Genomic DNA, 14,957 nt, shown 5'->3' with positions numbered 1-14,957 from the left:
ATGCATGTATGTGTGATAGGAGCCGGCATCGTCGGTCTGGCCAGCGGGTATGCGCTGCAGCAGGCCGGGTATGAAGTTAGCCTGGTGGAGCGGGCCGAGGCACCTGCTATGGGTGCCAGTGGCGGCAATGGCGCGCAGCTGAGCTATGCCTATGTGCAGCCTCTCGCTGATCCCGGCATCTGGGCCAGTTTGCCCAAGCTGCTGCTCGACAAAACCTCACCGCTGCACATGCGCTGGCAGCTGGACCCGCACCAGTGGTCCTGGCTGCTGCAGTTTCTGGGGGCCTGCAATGCTGCCTCCTCGCGCGCCACCACGCAAAGCCTGTTGACGCTGGCTGCGCAAAGCCGCGCTGCGCTCGAAGCGACCCTGCAGCGCGAGCAGCTGAACTGCGACTTTCACACACCCGGCAAGCTGGTGCTGCAGAGCACGCAGGTGGGGCTCGATGGTGCGGCGCGCCAGCTGCAGCTGCAGGCTCAGCTGGGCGGGCCTCAGCAGCACATGGTCGATGCGGCAGAAGTGGCACGCCTGGAGCCGGCGCTGCAGCACTATGTGTCCCAGATTGCCGGTGCGGTCTATACGCCCAGTGAATGCGCGATTGACTGCCGCAAGCTGTGTGAGGCCCTGCTGGCCCTGCTGCGACAACGTGGTGCACAAGTGCTGCTGGGGTGTGAGGTGCAGCAGTTCCAGACGCAGGGCAGTCGCATCACGGGCGTGCAGACCACGTGTGGTCTACATCAGGCCGATCACTTTGTGCTGGCCGGGGGCTGGGAGAGTGTGTCGCTCGCTCGCCAACTGGGCGTGAAGCTGCCGGTCTACCCGCTCAAGGGCTACAGCATCACACTGGATGCAGGTGCTGCGGCAGAGCAGCTGCCGCGCGTGAGCGTGACCGACAGCAGCCGCAAGGTGGTGTTTGCGCGCATTGGCGAGCGTCTGCGCGTGGCGGGCATGGTGGAAATCGTCGGGGCCGACCGCGCCCTGCATCTGGACCGGATTGGGCGTCTGCGTGAGGCCTCGCACCAGGTGTTTCCGCAGCTGGATATTCCGGACGATCTGCAGCCCTGGACCGGCATGCGTCCGGCCACGCCCACGGGGTTGCCCATCACAGGCCGCATGCCTGGGGGACCGCAGAACCTGTGGTTGCAGACGGGCCATGGGGCGTTGGGGCTGACGCTGGCCTTTGGCTCGGCACAGCGACTGCTGGAGGCCTTGGACGCAGCGTGCTAGCCGATCAGCTCGCGTAGTGCCTTGCGCATCTCCTGTGTCATCGCGCGTGCGAGCACGGAGCGCGGGTGCTGTGCGAGGTGCAGTGCGCTGACGGTCACCGTGATCTGTGGCAGCAGCGGCAGCACATGGACCTTGCGCCTGTCGGCGGCGGAGGCTGTGCAGCCATCCACAATGGCGACGCCCAGGCCGTATTCGGCCATGGACAGCGCCGCATGGTAGGTCTGCACCGTCACTACAGGCGACAGGCCCACCCCATGTTCGCTGCAGGCCTGGTTGATGCGCATGCCCAGCGGGTCTTTCACGTCGAGCGCGACGACGGGCAGTTCGGCCAGTGCTTCGATGGGCATGCCATGTCTGGGCACCTTGGAGGGTGCGATCAAGCCCTTGGGGACGAGGCAGTGCATGTCCACATCGGCCAGCGGTTCGCGCTCCAGCGCAGGCAGCAGGCCCGCACTGATCACAAAACCCACATCGGCTTCCTGCAGCAGCAGACCTGAGACGACCTGTGGCGTGTGCAGCGCCTGCACGGTGACATGCACGTTCGGGTACTGCTTGCGAAACCCTGCGACGGCGTGGGGCACTACCTCGCGGCTGAGTGCAAACACGGTCAGCACCTGCAGTCGGTCTGTCACTTCGCCGTGTCGCAGGCCGGCGGCCAGACGCTGGACTTCACCGAGCTGCTCGTAGAGCTTTTCGACATGGGGGAACAGGGCTGCGGCTTCGTTGGTGGGCGTGAGGCGTCCGCGCACACGCTCGAACAGCGGAAAGCCCAGCTGCAGTTCTGCATGCTGCAGCGTGCGGCTGACGGCAGGCTGTGTGACGTGCAGCAGCCGTGCGGCGGCACTGACGCTGCCGGTCTGCATCACAGCATGAAAGACTTCAATGTGTTTGAGGCGCATGGCATGGGGGTCCGGCAGGGAGGTGCGGGCAGCCTCCCTGCATGCAAGAAATGCACCTAAAAAAGGAGCTGCTTGCGCTTGTTATATCTTGATTTCACTGTGAAATCATCTCAAAACCAAGAAAAATCAGGCGCAAGAAGCTCTGCTTTTTACTTGGCCTCTTCGTCCTGCATCTTGGCCAGGCGTTCGCTCTTCCAGTAGACATCATCGCCGCCATCGACGCGGTTGAGCACGCGTGCCAGCACGAACATCAGGTCGGACAGGCGGTTCAGATACTGACGGGGCGCTGCGCGCATGGGCTCAGACTCCTGCAGGGCGACCACGCTGCGCTCGGCGCGGCGTGCCACGGTGCGGCAGATATGGGCCTGCGAGGCAGCGCGGGTGCCGGCGGGCAGGATGAATTCCAGCAGACGTGGCAGCTGTGCGTTGTAGTGGGCCAGGGCTTCGTCCAGGCGCAGCAGGGCGTCGTCCTTGAGCATTTCGTAGCCGGGCACGGAAATTTCGCCGCCCAGATTGAACAGCTGGTGCTGCACATCCACGAGGACGGCGCGCACATCTTCTGGCAGTGCTTCGCACAGCAGCAGGCCGATGTGCGAGTTCAGCTCGTCCACATCACCCATGGCGTGGGGACGGGCGCTGTTCTTGGAAACGCGGGTGTTGTCACCCAGGCCGGTGGTGCCGTCATCACCGGTGCGGGTGGCGATTTGTGTCAGACGGTTGCCCATAGAAACTCCTTGTGGTCTGCGGCAACGAGGCCGTGTAAAACGGGCATTTTGCGTTACATCGCGCAGGCAGATGTTGTGCAGGGAAACAACTGGCAAAAAGCATGGACGTGCCGACGCGCAGCAGGTGCAATGCAAGCCTGTTTCACGCATTTGAAGGAGAGTCACCATGGCACATCCACACCGCACATTGCACGCCTTTGATGTTCGCAGCATGCTGCTGTTTGCCAGCCTGACGCTGGGCGGCACCACAGCCCTGATGGCACAGCCCGCACCTGGTGCGGTTCTGGGCCCTGCAGAAACGGGCCGCAGCGTACCCCGCCAGGATGATGCGCAGCAAAATGCGCAAAATACTTTTCAGCGCGTTGATGTCGATGGCGACGGTTTTCTGAGCCGCGAAGAAGCGAAAGCCCTGCCCGCCGTGCTGGAGCAGTTTGAGCTGTGGGACCAGGACGGGGATGGAAAAATCTCGCTGCAGGAGTTCCTCGGCGCAGCGCGGGCGCGCAGCAATCAGTAAGCGCTGCGCTTGCAGCATTTGCAGCCAGTCGCCGTGAACGCAGCCCGTCATGCTGCGTGCTTGGCGAATGCAGCAACAGCTTTTTACGGGTGCAGCGCCTGGGGATGCGAGGGATGGGGTGCTAATCTTTGACGTTCCTTGTGAGAGCCAGAAGATGAACGCATTGCACCACCCCACGCAGCTGTCCCGTCCCATTCCTCCAGCCTTTGTCGATGCCCTGCAGGCGCGCTTTGGCGCACAGTGCTCCACCGCGCAGGCCGTGCGCGAGCAGCATGGCCGCGATGAAGGCTCGATTGAGGCACCACCACCTGTGGCCGTGGTGTATGCGCACAGCACACAGGATGTGGCGGACTGCGTCAAGCTGGCCGCCCAGCACAAGGTGCCAGTCATCCCTTATGGCGCGGGCACATCGCTGGAAGGCCATCTGCTGGCCGTGCAGGGCGGTGTGAGCCTGGATGTCTCGCGCATGAACCAGATCATTCGCGTGAATGCCGAAGACATGACCGTGACGGTGCAGCCTGGCATTTTGCGCAAAGCCCTGAACGATGCCATCAAGGATCAGGGCCTGTTTTTCCCCATTGACCCCGGTGCTGATGCCTCCATAGGCGGCATGACTGCCACACGCGCCAGCGGCACGAACGCCGTGCGCTACGGCACCATGCGCGAGAACGTGCTGGCGCTGGAAGTGGTGACGGCCAGCGGTGAGATCATCCGCACCGGCAACCGCGCCAAAAAGAGCGCGGCGGGCTATGACCTGACCCGCCTGCTGGTGGGCAGCGAAGGCACGCTGGGCATCTTCACCGAAATCACGCTGCGCCTGTACCCCTTGCCCGAGGCAGTGAGTGCTGCGGTCTGCTCCTTCAACACCGTAGCGGACGCCGTGCACACGGTGATTCAGACCATCCAGATGGGTGTGCCGATTGCACGTGTGGAGCTGGTGGATGCGGGCACGATTGCCATGGTCAACAAGCACAGCAACCTCACGCTGCGCGAAGCACCTACGCTGATGATGGAGTTCCACGGCAGCCCCAATGGCGTGAAAGAACAGGCCGAGCTGGTGCAGGACATTGCGGCGGAATTTGACGCCCAGGGTTTTGAGTGGGCCGACACCCCCGAAGAGCGCACACGCCTGTTTACCGCACGCCACAACGCCTACTTTGCCGCCATCCAGAGCCGCCCCGGCTGCCGCAGCATCACTACCGACACCTGCGTGCCCATCAGCCGTCTGGCGGACTGTTTGCTGGAATCCATGGAAGAAGCGCGGGCCAGCGCCATTCCGTTCTTCCTCGTCGGCCACGTGGGCGATGGCAACTTCCACTTCGGCTACCTGATCGACCCCGACAACGACGACGAGCGCCAGCGTGCCGAAGCGCTCAACCACGCGCTGGTGCGCCGTGCGATTGCCATGGAAGGCACCTGCACGGGCGAGCACGGCATTGGCATCCACAAGCAGGACTTTCTGCGCGAGGAATGCGGAGAGGGGGCCATTGCCATGATGCGCGCCATCAAGCAGGCGCTGGACCCAGAAAACATCCTCAACCCCGGCAAGATCTTTGCGCTCTGAGCGCAAGCGAGGCGGTCTGTCTGCGTGCTTGCTGTGTACAGGCATAGTGTGAGCAGGGCGCAGCTGCAGGCAACGCACCGTAAAATTGACGCTTTTCGCCCCAAGGAGCGCTGCAGCAGCGAAGGCTTTCGCTGTCAGGCTTGGGGTGAACGGCTGGCACCGCCGGGTGCAGCCGTCCCCCATTGCAACGGCGCTCACCTGTCCCTGGCCCCTTTGTTTTTTAGATACAGGTGAGTGCAATGTCTGCTGCCGCCCCTCAAGCTATTCCCCCCATGCGCCTTTCGGGCTTGGAGCCCCTGACCATTGGAGAGGATTCGCTGTTCGTCAACGTGGGCGAACGCACCAACGTCACAGGCTCCAAGGCCTTTGCGCGTCTGATTCTGAATGAGCAGTACGAAGAAGCCCTGGCCGTAGCGCGCCAGCAGGTGGAAAACGGCGCGCAGGTCATTGACGTGAACATGGACGAAGCCATGCTGGACAGCAAGGCTGCCATGGTGCGCTTTCTGAACCTGATTGCCTCTGAGCCCGATATCGCCAAGGTGCCGGTGATGGTGGACTCCTCCAAGTGGGAAGTGATCGAAGCCGGCCTGCGTTGCCTGCAGGGCAAGGGCATCGTGAACTCGATCTCCATGAAGGAAGGCGTCGAAGAGTTCAAGAAGCACGCCAAACTCGTCAAGCGCTATGGCGCTGCGGCCGTGGTCATGGCTTTTGACGAAAAAGGCCAGGCCGACACCTTCGCGCGCAAGATTGAAATCTGCGAACGCGCCTACCGCATCCTGGTGGACGAAGTGGGCTTTGCGCCCGAAGACATCATCTTCGACCCCAACATCTTTGCCGTGGCCACCGGCATTGAAGAGCACAACAACTACGGCGTGGACTTCATCGAGGCCGTGCGCTGGATCAAGCAGAACCTGCCCGGCGCCAAGGTGTCCGGTGGAGTGTCCAACGTGTCCTTCTCCTTCCGTGGCAATGACCCCGTGCGCGAGGCCATCCACACCGTGTTCCTGTACCACGCTATCAAGGCAGGCATGGATATGGGCATTGTGAACGCCGGCATGATTGGCGTGTACGACGAGCTGGACCCTGTGCTGCGTGAGCGTGTGGAAGACGTGGTGCTCAACCGCCGCCCTGACGCGGCCGAGCGCCTGCTGGAAATTGCCGATCAGGCCAAGGGCAATGCCAAGGACGACAGCAAGAAGCTGGAATGGCGCGGCACGCCCGAGCACCCCAAGACCGTGGAAGAGCGCCTGACCCACGCGCTGGTGCATGGCATTACCGACTTCATCGCCGAAGACACGGAAGAGGCCTACCAGGCGATTGTGGCCAAGGGTGGCCGTCCCTTGCACGTGATTGAAGGCCCGCTCATGGCAGGCATGAACGTGGTGGGCGATCTGTTTGGCGCGGGCAAGATGTTCCTGCCCCAGGTGGTGAAGTCCGCCCGCGTGATGAAGCAGGCGGTAGCGCATCTGGTGCCCTACATTGAAGAAGAAAAGCGCCAGCAGGAAGCGGCTGGTATGGACGTGACCAGCAAAGGCAAGATCGTGATGGCCACCGTCAAGGGCGACGTGCACGACATTGGCAAGAACATCGTCACCGTGGTCCTGCAGTGCAACAACTTTGAAGTCATCAACATGGGCGTGATGGTGCCCTGCCATGAAATCCTGGCCAAGGCCAAGGAAGTGGGGGCAGACATCATCGGCTTGTCGGGCCTGATTACCCCCAGCCTCGAAGAAATGCAGTATGTGGCGGGCGAGATGCAGAAGGACGAATGCTTCCGCAGCCGCAATACCCCGCTGCTGATCGGTGGTGCGACCTGCTCGCGCGTGCACACGGCCGTGAAGATTGCGCCCAAGTACGAAGGCCCCGTGGTCTACGTGCCTGATGCCTCGCGCTCGGTCAGCGTGGCGCAAAGCCTGCTGGGCGAAGGCAAGGAAGCCTATCTGGCAGAGCTGAAGGCCGACTACGACAAGGTGCGCACCCAGCACGCCAACAAGAAGAAGACACCGCTGTGGGCGCTGGAAAAAGCGCGTGCCAATGCGGCGGTGGTCGAACACGCACCCGTGGTGCCACGTGCCATTGGCCGCAAGGTGTTCAAGAACTTTGATCTGGCAGAAATTGCCAAGTACATTGACTGGGGCCCCTTCTTCCAGACCTGGGATCTGGCTGGCCCCTTCCCCGCCATCCTTGAGGACGAAGTCGTGGGCGAGCAGGCGCGCAAGGTCTATGAAGACGCGCAGGCCATGCTCAAGAAAATCATCGAAGGCCGCTGGCTGCAGGCCAATGGTGTGATGGGCCTCTTCCCTGCCAACCGTGTGGGTGATGACATCGTGTTCTACACCGACGAGTCGCGCACCCAGGTGCTGAGCACCTGGTATGGCATGCGCCAGCAGACCGAAAAGCAGGCGGTAGACGGTGTGATGCGCCCCAGCCGTTGCCTCTCCGACTTTGTCGCGCCTGTGGGCGTGGCCGACTACGCAGGCATGTTTGCCGTGACTGCGGGCATTGGCGCTGAGAAGAAGGACAAGGAGTTTGAAGCCGCGCTGGACGACTACTCCGGCATCATGTTCAAAGCCCTGGCCGACCGCCTGGCCGAAGCTTTTGCAGAATGCCTGCATGAGCGCGTGCGCAAGGACTTGTGGGGTTACGCAGCCGATGAGAACCTCAGCAATGAGGAACTCATCAAGGAGCAGTACAAGGGCATTCGCCCTGCGCCCGGCTACCCTGCCTGTCCCGACCACACGGCCAAGATCGACCTGTTCAAGGTGCTGCAGGCCGAAGAAATCGGCATGAGCCTGACCGAGAGCCTGGCCATGAACCCAGCCTCCAGCGTGAGCGGTTTCTATATCGGCAACCCCGAAGCGACCTACTTCAACGTGGGCCAGATTGGCGAAGACCAGCTGGCCGATATGGCCCAGCGCCGCGGCATGGATGTGGAAGAGTTGCGTCGTTATCTGGCACCGAATCTGGGCTGATTGCACCGCTTTGCCGTATCGCACGAGGCCACGCAATGCGTGGCCTTTTTCTATTCAGAATGAGCCATTTTTCTATTCAAAAATCTGTCTGATTGATCTGTAAGTGTTTGAAAAACATAGCTAGCAGAAAGTTTTTTTCTATTCAATAATCTATTCAGTTTTCTATTCAATGTCTCGCCATGTCCAATGCCACGTCTGAGTTGATGCAGTCCATGCTGCGCATCCTGCGCCAGCAGGGGCAACCACTGCGCAGCGCGCAATTGCAGCAGCAGTTGCAAGTGAGCCAGCCCACCGCCTCGCGGGCTTTGGCTGCGCTGGTGCAAGCTGGGGATGTGATCAAACTGGGCCTGGGGCGTAACCAGCATTACGGCGTGCCACGGCAGGTGCCTGGTGTGGGGCAGCATATCCCGGTCACTGCGGTGGATGCGGCAGGCAGCCTTCAGCCATTGGGCAGCTTGCATGCCCTGCATGGTGATGGCTACTGGGTGGAAGGCGAGGGCTTGCGCGCCATGCTCGGCGGAGGGCCGTACTTCGATGGATTGCCGTGGCTGATACAGGATATGCGCCCCCAAGGCTTTCTGGGACGCAGTTTTGCCAAGCAGTATCTGGGGCAGGTGCTGGGCAGCGATCCACGCCAGTGGAGTGAGGATGATGTGCTGCTGGCCATCACCCAGTATGGGGACGATTGGCCCGGCAACCTGATCGTGGGCGAGGCCGCTTTGCAAAGGTATGTGCAGCGCACAGGGCAGGGGCTGCCGCAAGCAGAGCCACACAACTATCCGGCCCTGGCAGAGGCCGCTATGAATGGTGTCGAACCAGGCTCCTGCGCAGGTGGTGAGCAGCCCAAGTTCTGCTGTCTGGATACGCAGGGCCGAAGCTGGATCGTGAAGTTTTCTCCGGCAGAAGCCAATCCTGTCGCTGAACGCATACGCACGTTGCTGCGCTGTGAGCATCTGGCGCTGGAGACTTTGGGTGCAGCAGGCCAGCCCGTGGCTCGTACGCAGCTGCATGAAGTGCAAGGGCGCGTATTTTTGGCGACTGAACGCTTTGATCGTCCGGAGCCAGATCTGCTGGGGCGGGCACCTGGGCGCATCGGCATGGTGTCGCTGGAGTCCTTCAACGCAGAGTTTGCCGGGCCGGTGGATCAATGGGCCAGGACGGCGCAACGCCTGCACGACCAGGGGCTGTTGAGCGCTGCGGATGCACGCAGGCTCAAGCTGTGGGACGCATTTGGCCAGCTCATTGCCAATACAGACCGGCATTACGGCAATGTGTCTTTGCTGTGGAATGGCAGGCGCTGGGAGCTGGCGCCTTGCTATGACATGCTGCCCATGCGCTTTATGCCGGTGCAGGGTGAAGTGCCAGCGTGGATATGGGATATGGAGGCCGTACAGCCGTCTGCGGCGGTCTTGCCCGTGTGGGAGGAAGCCAAAGTGCTCGCGCGTCAGTTCTGGGCACGAGCACAGGCGATGATGGCTGGCTGAGGCCACCGGGCTTTATTTCACCACCGGATAACAAGCCTCCCCCCATACCGCCATGGGGTGGGACATCATGATGTCCACGATGACGGGCACCAGCTTGCCCATCAGATTGGCGCAGTCTTGCACCTGTGCGCGATTGACCTTGCTGTTCCATGTAGCACCGCCGTGGATCAGCTGGTTGCGCAGGGTGTAGATGCGCTGCAGCACCAGGCTCAGCAGTTCGGGTGTATTGCCCTTGGCCAGCAGAATGAGTGCGCGCTGCTTGCCGTTGGCAAAGCGTTCCTGCCACTGTGCTTCGGTCAGCAGACCGCGATGGTAGTCCCAGAACGATTCAAACACATAGGGGTTGTCCAGCAGGACGCGGATAGGGCCGCTGAACTCTTCCCACACCAGATGGTCGAGCTGCTTGCTGGTGTCGAGCTGGTGGAGCTTGTGCAGAAACTGCTGGAAGCTGAACTGCTCGGGCAGGCGCTGGGCACTGGGAATTTCCTGCGCGTAGGCAGCGTTAAAAGCAATCCACAGAAAGATAAAGCGAGCGTCTGGATCGGGCTCACAGACGGCGGCGCGCTGGATCCAGCTCAGGGCGCGGTGGATGCGCAGATTCAGCGCTTCCGGCATGTCGTCACGCGTGGCGCGATGGCGTTTCTTGAGTGTGGCGTGTACAGCCAGCATGGTGCTCTCCCTCCGGGGCTGTTTTTGTGAGGGGCAGCATAGGACGGTTGTAACAAGTCGTGCAATGACTTAGCGCATATGCAACGCGCGCTTTTCTTGTTTTGATAGCTACCAGCGCCCGTTACATCAGCGCTGGCGGCCAAAAATATAGAAAACACTAAGTCGTGTTTCTGGCCGCAGCCTGTACACGGCTTATTGGCGCGGTAGGGCGTACTCCGCAGGGCGCACGTCGAGGATGCCATGCTCGCTGTGCCTGCCGGTGGTGCTCAGGATGTGTGTGCCATGCTCATCTTCTACGCGGTACAGCGAAGGATCATGTGGGTCACGGAAGGCCTTGAGCTTGACCTGGTAGATGTGTGGACCGCTGATGATGGAGCCATTGGCGTAGGGCGTGTGGGGTGCAAAGATCAGGCAGGTGTGCCCGGAAAGCTGCCCTTGTGCACATTGCGCATCACCATACAGTTTGGCGGGCTGGCCCTGGTACTGAATGTCGATGCCGGGCGGGAACATCAGGGTATCGGTCAACGACGATTTTTCGCTGCAGGCGGACAGTGCAAAGGCACAAGCAAAGGCTGCCAGATATGGCAATCGCATGGTGTAGTTTCTCTCGGCAAACACGATGGCAGGACGGTCTGGGCTGCGCCTGCCTGGCTCGTAACAATGGGTGAATGCAGAGCTGTAAGTGTAGCGATCAAGCACTGCCTCAGCGGCTTGTGCCGCTGTGTTTTTCAGAGCGTGCCAGCCTGTTTTTACTGTGGTGGCAGGCTGGTTTTCTTCAGGCGGTAGTGCTGTGCCTGGGGCAGAGGCGCACCGCTGAAACGGTCACGCATCTCCAGCCAGTTTTCCCCCACAAAAAAGCGGTAGGCAGGCTGTGCTTCCGGGGATTCGCTCAGCGTGATCAGGCTGCCGCCTGCCGGGTCAAAGCGAAAAGGCCCCTGGTAGGTGAAGTTCACAGGCTCGCCCGTGGTGTCCAGGCTGCGCTCACGCACGACGGCGGTGCGGTCATCACGCAGCTGCACGCTGATGGCGCGCTGGGGCAGAACAGCCTGGTAGGTACCGGGCCAGTCCAGCATGTTTTCCGGGGAATCTCCCACCGGTACTTGCTGGAATGTCTGCTCCATCTTGGGGGGCGGTGCATCCACTGTGGGCAGAGGGGCCTGGCAGCCAGCAAGGCTGAGCACGGCAGTCAGGGAGAGCAGGCCCAGGCTGGAAGCAGGGGAGCAGCGGAGCAATGAAGACATAAGCGAGCGTGAATGGTGTGTGGCAATGAGGATCATGCTAGCGATAGAGCCTGCCATGCCAATTGCTGGACGCTGTCAGATTTTGTAGGCCATGGCGTACAGAGGGCTGGCGGCAGAGTCGCTGTGCAGCAGATGCACAATGCCTGAGGGCACTGTGATGTGCCTGCTGAAACGTGTGTGGCAACCCCACAAGCGTAAAGCAGCACAACTTTCCCTGTGGCTCGTGGGGAAAGTCATGGCTGCTATCAAAACTGAGAAGCTTTGACGGTGCTGAGGGCGGCTGCAGCACCGTACACTGTTTCGCATTACCTGGCCCTGCGTGCCGGGCCTTTGGCAAGACAAGCGTATGAGTACACCTACCACCCGTGACTGGCTGCAAACTTTGGTGGCGTTTGATACCACCAGCCGCAATTCCAACCTGCATCTGATTGAGCATGTGCGTGACGCGCTGGCAGCGCTGGGCGTGCAGGCACAGCTGTTCAAGTCGCCCGACGGGGCCAAGTCCAATCTGTTCGCCACCCTGCCTGCCCGGGATGGCAGCACACAGGGCGGCATCGTGCTGTCTGGCCACACCGATGTGGTGCCCGTGGATGGCCAGACCTGGAACACCGATCCCTTCGCGCTGACCGAGATCGACGGCAAGCTCTATGGCCGTGGCACCTGTGACATGAAAGGCTTTATTGCCGCAGGCCTGGCGATGGTGCCGGAGTTCCTGGCCATGGAGCGCAACAAGCCGCTGCACTTTGCGCTGTCGTATGACGAAGAGGTGGGCTGCGTGGGCGCACCCATCATGCTGGAGCAGCTCAGGCTGCAGGGCCAGCGTTTTGACGGCTGCATTGTGGGCGAGCCCACCAGCATGCAGCCCGTGGTGGCGCATAAGGGCATCAATGTGTGGCGCTGCAGGGTGCATGGCAAAGCTGCGCATTCCTCGCTCACACCCCGTGGCAGCAATGCCATTGAATACGCGGCGCGCCTGATTTGCCGCATCCGCGATCTGGCAGACAGCTTCAAGGCCCATGGCCCGTATGACGAGTTTTTTGACGTGCCCTACACCACCATGACTACCAACCAGATCAGCGGTGGCATTGCGGTGAACACCATCCCTGAGTACTGCGAATTTGCCTACGAGTTCCGCAACCTGCCGGGGATTGCGCCAGGCTGCATCCAGGCCCAGGTGGAGGCCTATGTGCAGCAGGAGCTGCTGCCGCGCATGCGCCAGGAGTTTGCCGAGGCACGCATTGAGTTTGAGTCCTGCGCCGGTGCACCATCGTTTGATACCGCAGAGACGGAGGCCATCAGCCAGCTGGTGCAGGCACTCACCGGCGACCGTGAAAAGCGCAAGGTGGCCTATGCTACGGAAGCAGGCCTGTTCCAGCTTGCTGGCATTCCCACCGTGGTCTGCGGGCCCGGTGCGATTGCGGAGGCGCACAAGGCCAATGAGTTTGTGGGAATTGCGCAGCTGCAGCGTTGCGAAAGCTTTTTGCGCAAGCTGGCGCAGTCGCTATAGGGTGGTCTGAAAATATCAGCCAAATTGGCTGCCAGCGCTTATCTGGTAAGCGCTGGCAGCTATATTTTTATAAAAAAGGCTGCTTCGCAGCCTGAACAGCCAGGGCTTCAGACCATGGGCCGCTGCAGATAGACATAGAGAAATGCAGCGCAGCCCAGCGCAAACAGGGCGCAGCCAGAGCCATAGCGAAAGATCAGCTGAGGCAGCGCAATGGTCTGGCTGGACAGAGCGCCCCAGGCCAGCCCCAGAATACCCAGCATCCACAACACAGCAGCAACGGTGTACATAAGCTCTCCTTGTCATGTCGTCTGAAAACGAATGACACAAGTCTAGGGCGTGTTCACATCAACATTGGGTTCGCGCAGCCACGACAAGGCTGGCAATGCGCGACGCACGGCGCAGCGCGGGTGCGCACCCGCGCAAGGCGGGCAACAATGCAGTGGCGACCTTGTCGTGGCTGCCCCTGATTATGGAGATCACAAATGGGGTTGAAGGCTTGGGGCGGTCTGCGTTGTTGCGGCGGCTTGCAAGGCGCTCGGCATTGCTGCGCCACCGCGCCTAGCATCCCATCCCCAAGCCTTCAACGCGAATCTCAAGCTTTATGTGAACACGCACTAATGTCCCAGTATGCCAATGCGTGTCAGTACAGACCTTAAGCGGCGTACGCAGCCACCAATCTTTCTTTAAGCCTGATGCATCAAGCCTGAGCCGCCATTTTTTATGCACGGCACAGGGCTGCCGCTGGGCAGTGGGAAGGGGTAGACCTGCTGCACGCAGTCCAGCCAGGCCTGTGCGGCGCGGGATCGGTAGCCGCTGCGCCACATCAGCACGGCGTCCCAGGTCATGGACGGCCCCACCAGTGGGCGGCTGGCTACGCGTGCCGTGTCGTACTTGGCAATCACGTGCTCAAACATCACGGCAATGCCAATGTCGGCAGCGACCAGATCACCAATGAAATCCCAGTAGCGGCTTTGCAGCCTGACCTGTGGCGTAAATCCTGCTGCCGCGCACTGCTGCAGCACGGCTTCGTGCAGGGTGAAGTCACTGGTGTAGAGCAGAAAAGGCATGCCCTCCAGCTCTTTCCAGCGCACGGGTCGCGTTTCGTTTTTGATGCGGTGGCGCGCCATGGCTACGCGTGTTTTCTGGTGGGCAATGGTGTAGGTCTGCAGCTGCGGGTCGGGTGCATCAATCAGGCCCAGTGCCATGTCCAGCTTGCCTTCCAGCACCAGCTGGCGCTGCATGCGTGCGCCGGACTCCTGCACGTTCAGCGTCACGCCCGGGTAGCGCTGCTGGAACAGGGCAATTACCGGCGCCATGTAGTGGCCTGCGGTGGGCATGATGCCCACGGAGAGCTCACCGCGCGCAATGCCGTCCACCTCGGCCACTTCCTGCTTGAGCAGCTGCGCCTGCGCCAGCACCTGCAGGCCGCGTTCATAGACCACCTGGCCCGCATCCGTGAGCTGCACGCCACGGCCTTCGCGCAGCAGCAGCGGGCCGCCCAGCTCGTCTTCAAGCTGCCTGACCATCTTGCTGATGGTGGGCTGGGTGACGTGGGCGTTTTCTGCCGCACGCGTAAAGCTGTTGGTGCGCACGACTTCAACAAAGTAGCGCAGGGCGCGTAAATCCATGGGGATGCCTTATAGGAATGCCTGTGATGGAAATTATTCATTTTACGAATCTAAGTAGAAACCCTAGACTGCGCAGCATGTCATCCCTGATCGCGTCCGTCTCCAGCCTGTCCCTGCAGCGCAGCCTGCTCAGCCTCCAGCACCTGTTCAAAGTGGTGCTGCAGGTGGTGGTGCTCAGCTGCATCTGGCTCAGCATGGACGTGCTGCGCCAGCACTTTGGCTGGAGCATGCCTGCAGGCCTGATCGGCTTTGGCCTGCTGGCTGCAGGCCTGTTCAGCGGCGTGATCAAGGTGCAGTGGCTCAAAGGCGGCACCAACTGGCTGCTGGCAGAAATGCTGCTGTTTTTTGTGCCTGCCGTGCTGGTGGTCACCGAATACCCGGAGCTGATACAGAACCAGGGCCTGCGCATTCTGGCGGTCATCATCTCCAGCACCTTGTGTGTGATGGTGGCCACAGCCTGGGCCGTAGACCGTGTCTACCGTCTGGAGCTGTTGCTGGCACGCCGCCGTTCTTCGCGTGGAGCCTGAAGC

At 61.3% G+C, this 14,957-nt stretch carries 14 protein-coding genes and 1 riboswitch; of the genes, 7 read left to right on the top strand and 7 right to left on the bottom strand.

Features of this window, described 5'->3' with window-relative positions:
* A complete protein-coding gene (locus B5M06_RS05360; RefSeq protein WP_054067930.1) occupies positions 1-1,224 on the top strand; it encodes a D-amino acid dehydrogenase in 1,224 nt (407 codons plus the stop codon).
* Here the strand turns inward: B5M06_RS05360 and B5M06_RS05355 are convergent.
* Together B5M06_RS05355 and B5M06_RS05350 are read right to left on the bottom strand one after the other, a co-directional pair.
* A complete protein-coding gene (locus B5M06_RS05355) occupies positions 1,221-2,123 on the bottom strand; it encodes a LysR family transcriptional regulator (protein ID WP_054067931.1) in 903 nt (300 codons plus the stop codon). The genes B5M06_RS05360 and B5M06_RS05355 overlap by 4 nt on opposite strands.
* 149 nt (positions 2,124-2,272) lie before the next feature.
* On the bottom strand, positions 2,273-2,848 hold the full coding sequence (locus tag B5M06_RS05350) for a cob(I)yrinic acid a,c-diamide adenosyltransferase (RefSeq protein WP_054067932.1): 576 nt from the start codon (positions 2,846-2,848) through the stop codon (positions 2,273-2,275).
* Between the two features lie 166 nt (positions 2,849-3,014).
* On the opposite strand from B5M06_RS05350, the gene B5M06_RS05345 reads away from it, so the two are divergent.
* The 4 genes from B5M06_RS05345 to yjjJ all read left to right on the top strand — a co-directional run bounded on the left by B5M06_RS05345 (position 3,015) and on the right by yjjJ (position 9,382).
* Positions 3,015-3,362, top strand: coding sequence for an EF-hand domain-containing protein (locus tag B5M06_RS05345; protein ID WP_054067933.1), 348 nt, complete (start codon positions 3,015-3,017; stop codon positions 3,360-3,362).
* Between the two features lie 154 nt (positions 3,363-3,516).
* Positions 3,517-4,926: an FAD-binding oxidoreductase gene (locus tag B5M06_RS05340; RefSeq protein ID WP_054067934.1), complete on the top strand. Its 1,410-nt coding sequence runs from the start codon at positions 3,517-3,519 to the stop codon at positions 4,924-4,926.
* Positions 4,927-5,022: 96 nt separating this feature from the next.
* A riboswitch (S-adenosyl-L-homocysteine riboswitch) is annotated at positions 5,023-5,129 on the top strand.
* A gap of 36 nt (positions 5,130-5,165) precedes the next feature.
* Positions 5,166-7,898, top strand: a complete 2,733-nt coding sequence (gene metH / locus B5M06_RS05335) for a methionine synthase (protein ID WP_077345390.1) — start codon at positions 5,166-5,168, stop codon at positions 7,896-7,898.
* A 179-nt stretch (positions 7,899-8,077) separates the two neighbouring features.
* Complete coding sequence (yjjJ, locus tag B5M06_RS05330; RefSeq protein WP_054067935.1) at positions 8,078-9,382, top strand: type II toxin-antitoxin system HipA family toxin YjjJ; 1,305 nt, start codon at positions 8,078-8,080, stop codon at positions 9,380-9,382.
* A gap of 12 nt (positions 9,383-9,394) precedes the next feature.
* On the opposite strand, the gene B5M06_RS05325 is transcribed toward yjjJ, so the two are convergent.
* The 3 genes from B5M06_RS05325 to B5M06_RS05315 form a co-directional block, all read right to left on the bottom strand.
* Positions 9,395-10,051 carry a HEPN domain-containing protein gene (locus B5M06_RS05325; RefSeq protein ID WP_054067936.1) on the bottom strand — a complete coding sequence of 219 codons (657 nt, stop codon included), beginning with the start codon at positions 10,049-10,051 and terminating at the stop codon, positions 9,395-9,397.
* A gap of 192 nt (positions 10,052-10,243) precedes the next feature.
* Positions 10,244-10,645, bottom strand: coding sequence for a hypothetical protein (locus B5M06_RS05320; RefSeq protein WP_133936581.1), 402 nt, complete (start codon positions 10,643-10,645; stop codon positions 10,244-10,246).
* Positions 10,646-10,800: 155 nt separating this feature from the next.
* The gene (locus tag B5M06_RS05315; RefSeq protein ID WP_133936580.1) at positions 10,801-11,292 is read right to left on the bottom strand and encodes a hypothetical protein; all 492 of its coding nucleotides are present in this window, start codon (positions 11,290-11,292) and stop codon (positions 10,801-10,803) included.
* 346 nt (positions 11,293-11,638) lie between these two features.
* Between B5M06_RS05315 and argE the strand changes: the two genes are divergently transcribed.
* Complete coding sequence (gene argE, locus B5M06_RS05310) at positions 11,639-12,799, top strand: acetylornithine deacetylase (RefSeq protein ID WP_054067939.1); 1,161 nt, start codon at positions 11,639-11,641, stop codon at positions 12,797-12,799.
* A gap of 107 nt (positions 12,800-12,906) precedes the next feature.
* Here argE and B5M06_RS05305 read toward each other — a convergent pair whose 3' ends face one another.
* Positions 12,907-13,086, bottom strand: a complete 180-nt coding sequence (locus B5M06_RS05305; protein ID WP_054067940.1) for a hypothetical protein — start codon at positions 13,084-13,086, stop codon at positions 12,907-12,909.
* A 396-nt stretch (positions 13,087-13,482) separates the two neighbouring features.
* Positions 13,483-14,427, bottom strand: a complete 945-nt coding sequence (locus B5M06_RS05300) for a LysR family transcriptional regulator (RefSeq protein WP_054067945.1) — start codon at positions 14,425-14,427, stop codon at positions 13,483-13,485.
* Positions 14,428-14,504: 77 nt separating this feature from the next.
* On the opposite strand from B5M06_RS05300, the gene B5M06_RS05295 reads away from it, so the two are divergent.
* Positions 14,505-14,954 carry a CidA/LrgA family protein gene (locus tag B5M06_RS05295; protein ID WP_054067946.1) on the top strand — a complete coding sequence of 150 codons (450 nt, stop codon included), beginning with the start codon at positions 14,505-14,507 and terminating at the stop codon, positions 14,952-14,954.
* Positions 14,955-14,957: the final 3 nt, after the last annotated feature.

The sequence above is a fragment of the Comamonas kerstersii genome (assembly GCF_002056725.1).
GTDB lineage: Bacteria > Pseudomonadota > Gammaproteobacteria > Burkholderiales > Burkholderiaceae_C > Comamonas > Comamonas kerstersii.
This window is presented reverse-complemented; position numbering and strand designations above follow the sequence as displayed.

Excerpts from the sequence above, each read along its gene's own strand:
- B5M06_RS05360 (WP_054067930.1), top strand. The coding sequence starts at position 1 with ATGCATGTATGTGTGATAGGAGCCGGCATCGTCGGTCTGGCCAGCGGG.
- B5M06_RS05355 (WP_054067931.1), bottom strand. The coding sequence starts at position 2,123 with ATGCGCCTCAAACACATTGAAGTCTTTCATGCTGTGATGCAGACCGGC.
- B5M06_RS05350 (WP_054067932.1), bottom strand. The coding sequence starts at position 2,848 with ATGGGCAACCGTCTGACACAAATCGCCACCCGCACCGGTGATGACGGC.
- B5M06_RS05345 (WP_054067933.1), top strand. The coding sequence starts at position 3,015 with ATGGCACATCCACACCGCACATTGCACGCCTTTGATGTTCGCAGCATG.
- B5M06_RS05340 (WP_054067934.1), top strand. The coding sequence starts at position 3,517 with ATGAACGCATTGCACCACCCCACGCAGCTGTCCCGTCCCATTCCTCCA.
- metH (WP_077345390.1), top strand. The coding sequence starts at position 5,166 with ATGTCTGCTGCCGCCCCTCAAGCTATTCCCCCCATGCGCCTTTCGGGC.
- yjjJ (WP_054067935.1), top strand. The coding sequence starts at position 8,078 with ATGTCCAATGCCACGTCTGAGTTGATGCAGTCCATGCTGCGCATCCTG.
- B5M06_RS05325 (WP_054067936.1), bottom strand. The coding sequence starts at position 10,051 with ATGCTGGCTGTACACGCCACACTCAAGAAACGCCATCGCGCCACGCGT.
- B5M06_RS05320 (WP_133936581.1), bottom strand. The coding sequence starts at position 10,645 with ATGCGATTGCCATATCTGGCAGCCTTTGCTTGTGCCTTTGCACTGTCC.
- B5M06_RS05315 (WP_133936580.1), bottom strand. The coding sequence starts at position 11,292 with ATGTCTTCATTGCTCCGCTGCTCCCCTGCTTCCAGCCTGGGCCTGCTC.
- argE (WP_054067939.1), top strand. The coding sequence starts at position 11,639 with ATGAGTACACCTACCACCCGTGACTGGCTGCAAACTTTGGTGGCGTTT.
- B5M06_RS05305 (WP_054067940.1), bottom strand. The coding sequence starts at position 13,086 with ATGTACACCGTTGCTGCTGTGTTGTGGATGCTGGGTATTCTGGGGCTG.
- B5M06_RS05300 (WP_054067945.1), bottom strand. The coding sequence starts at position 14,427 with ATGGATTTACGCGCCCTGCGCTACTTTGTTGAAGTCGTGCGCACCAAC.
- B5M06_RS05295 (WP_054067946.1), top strand. The coding sequence starts at position 14,505 with ATGTCATCCCTGATCGCGTCCGTCTCCAGCCTGTCCCTGCAGCGCAGC.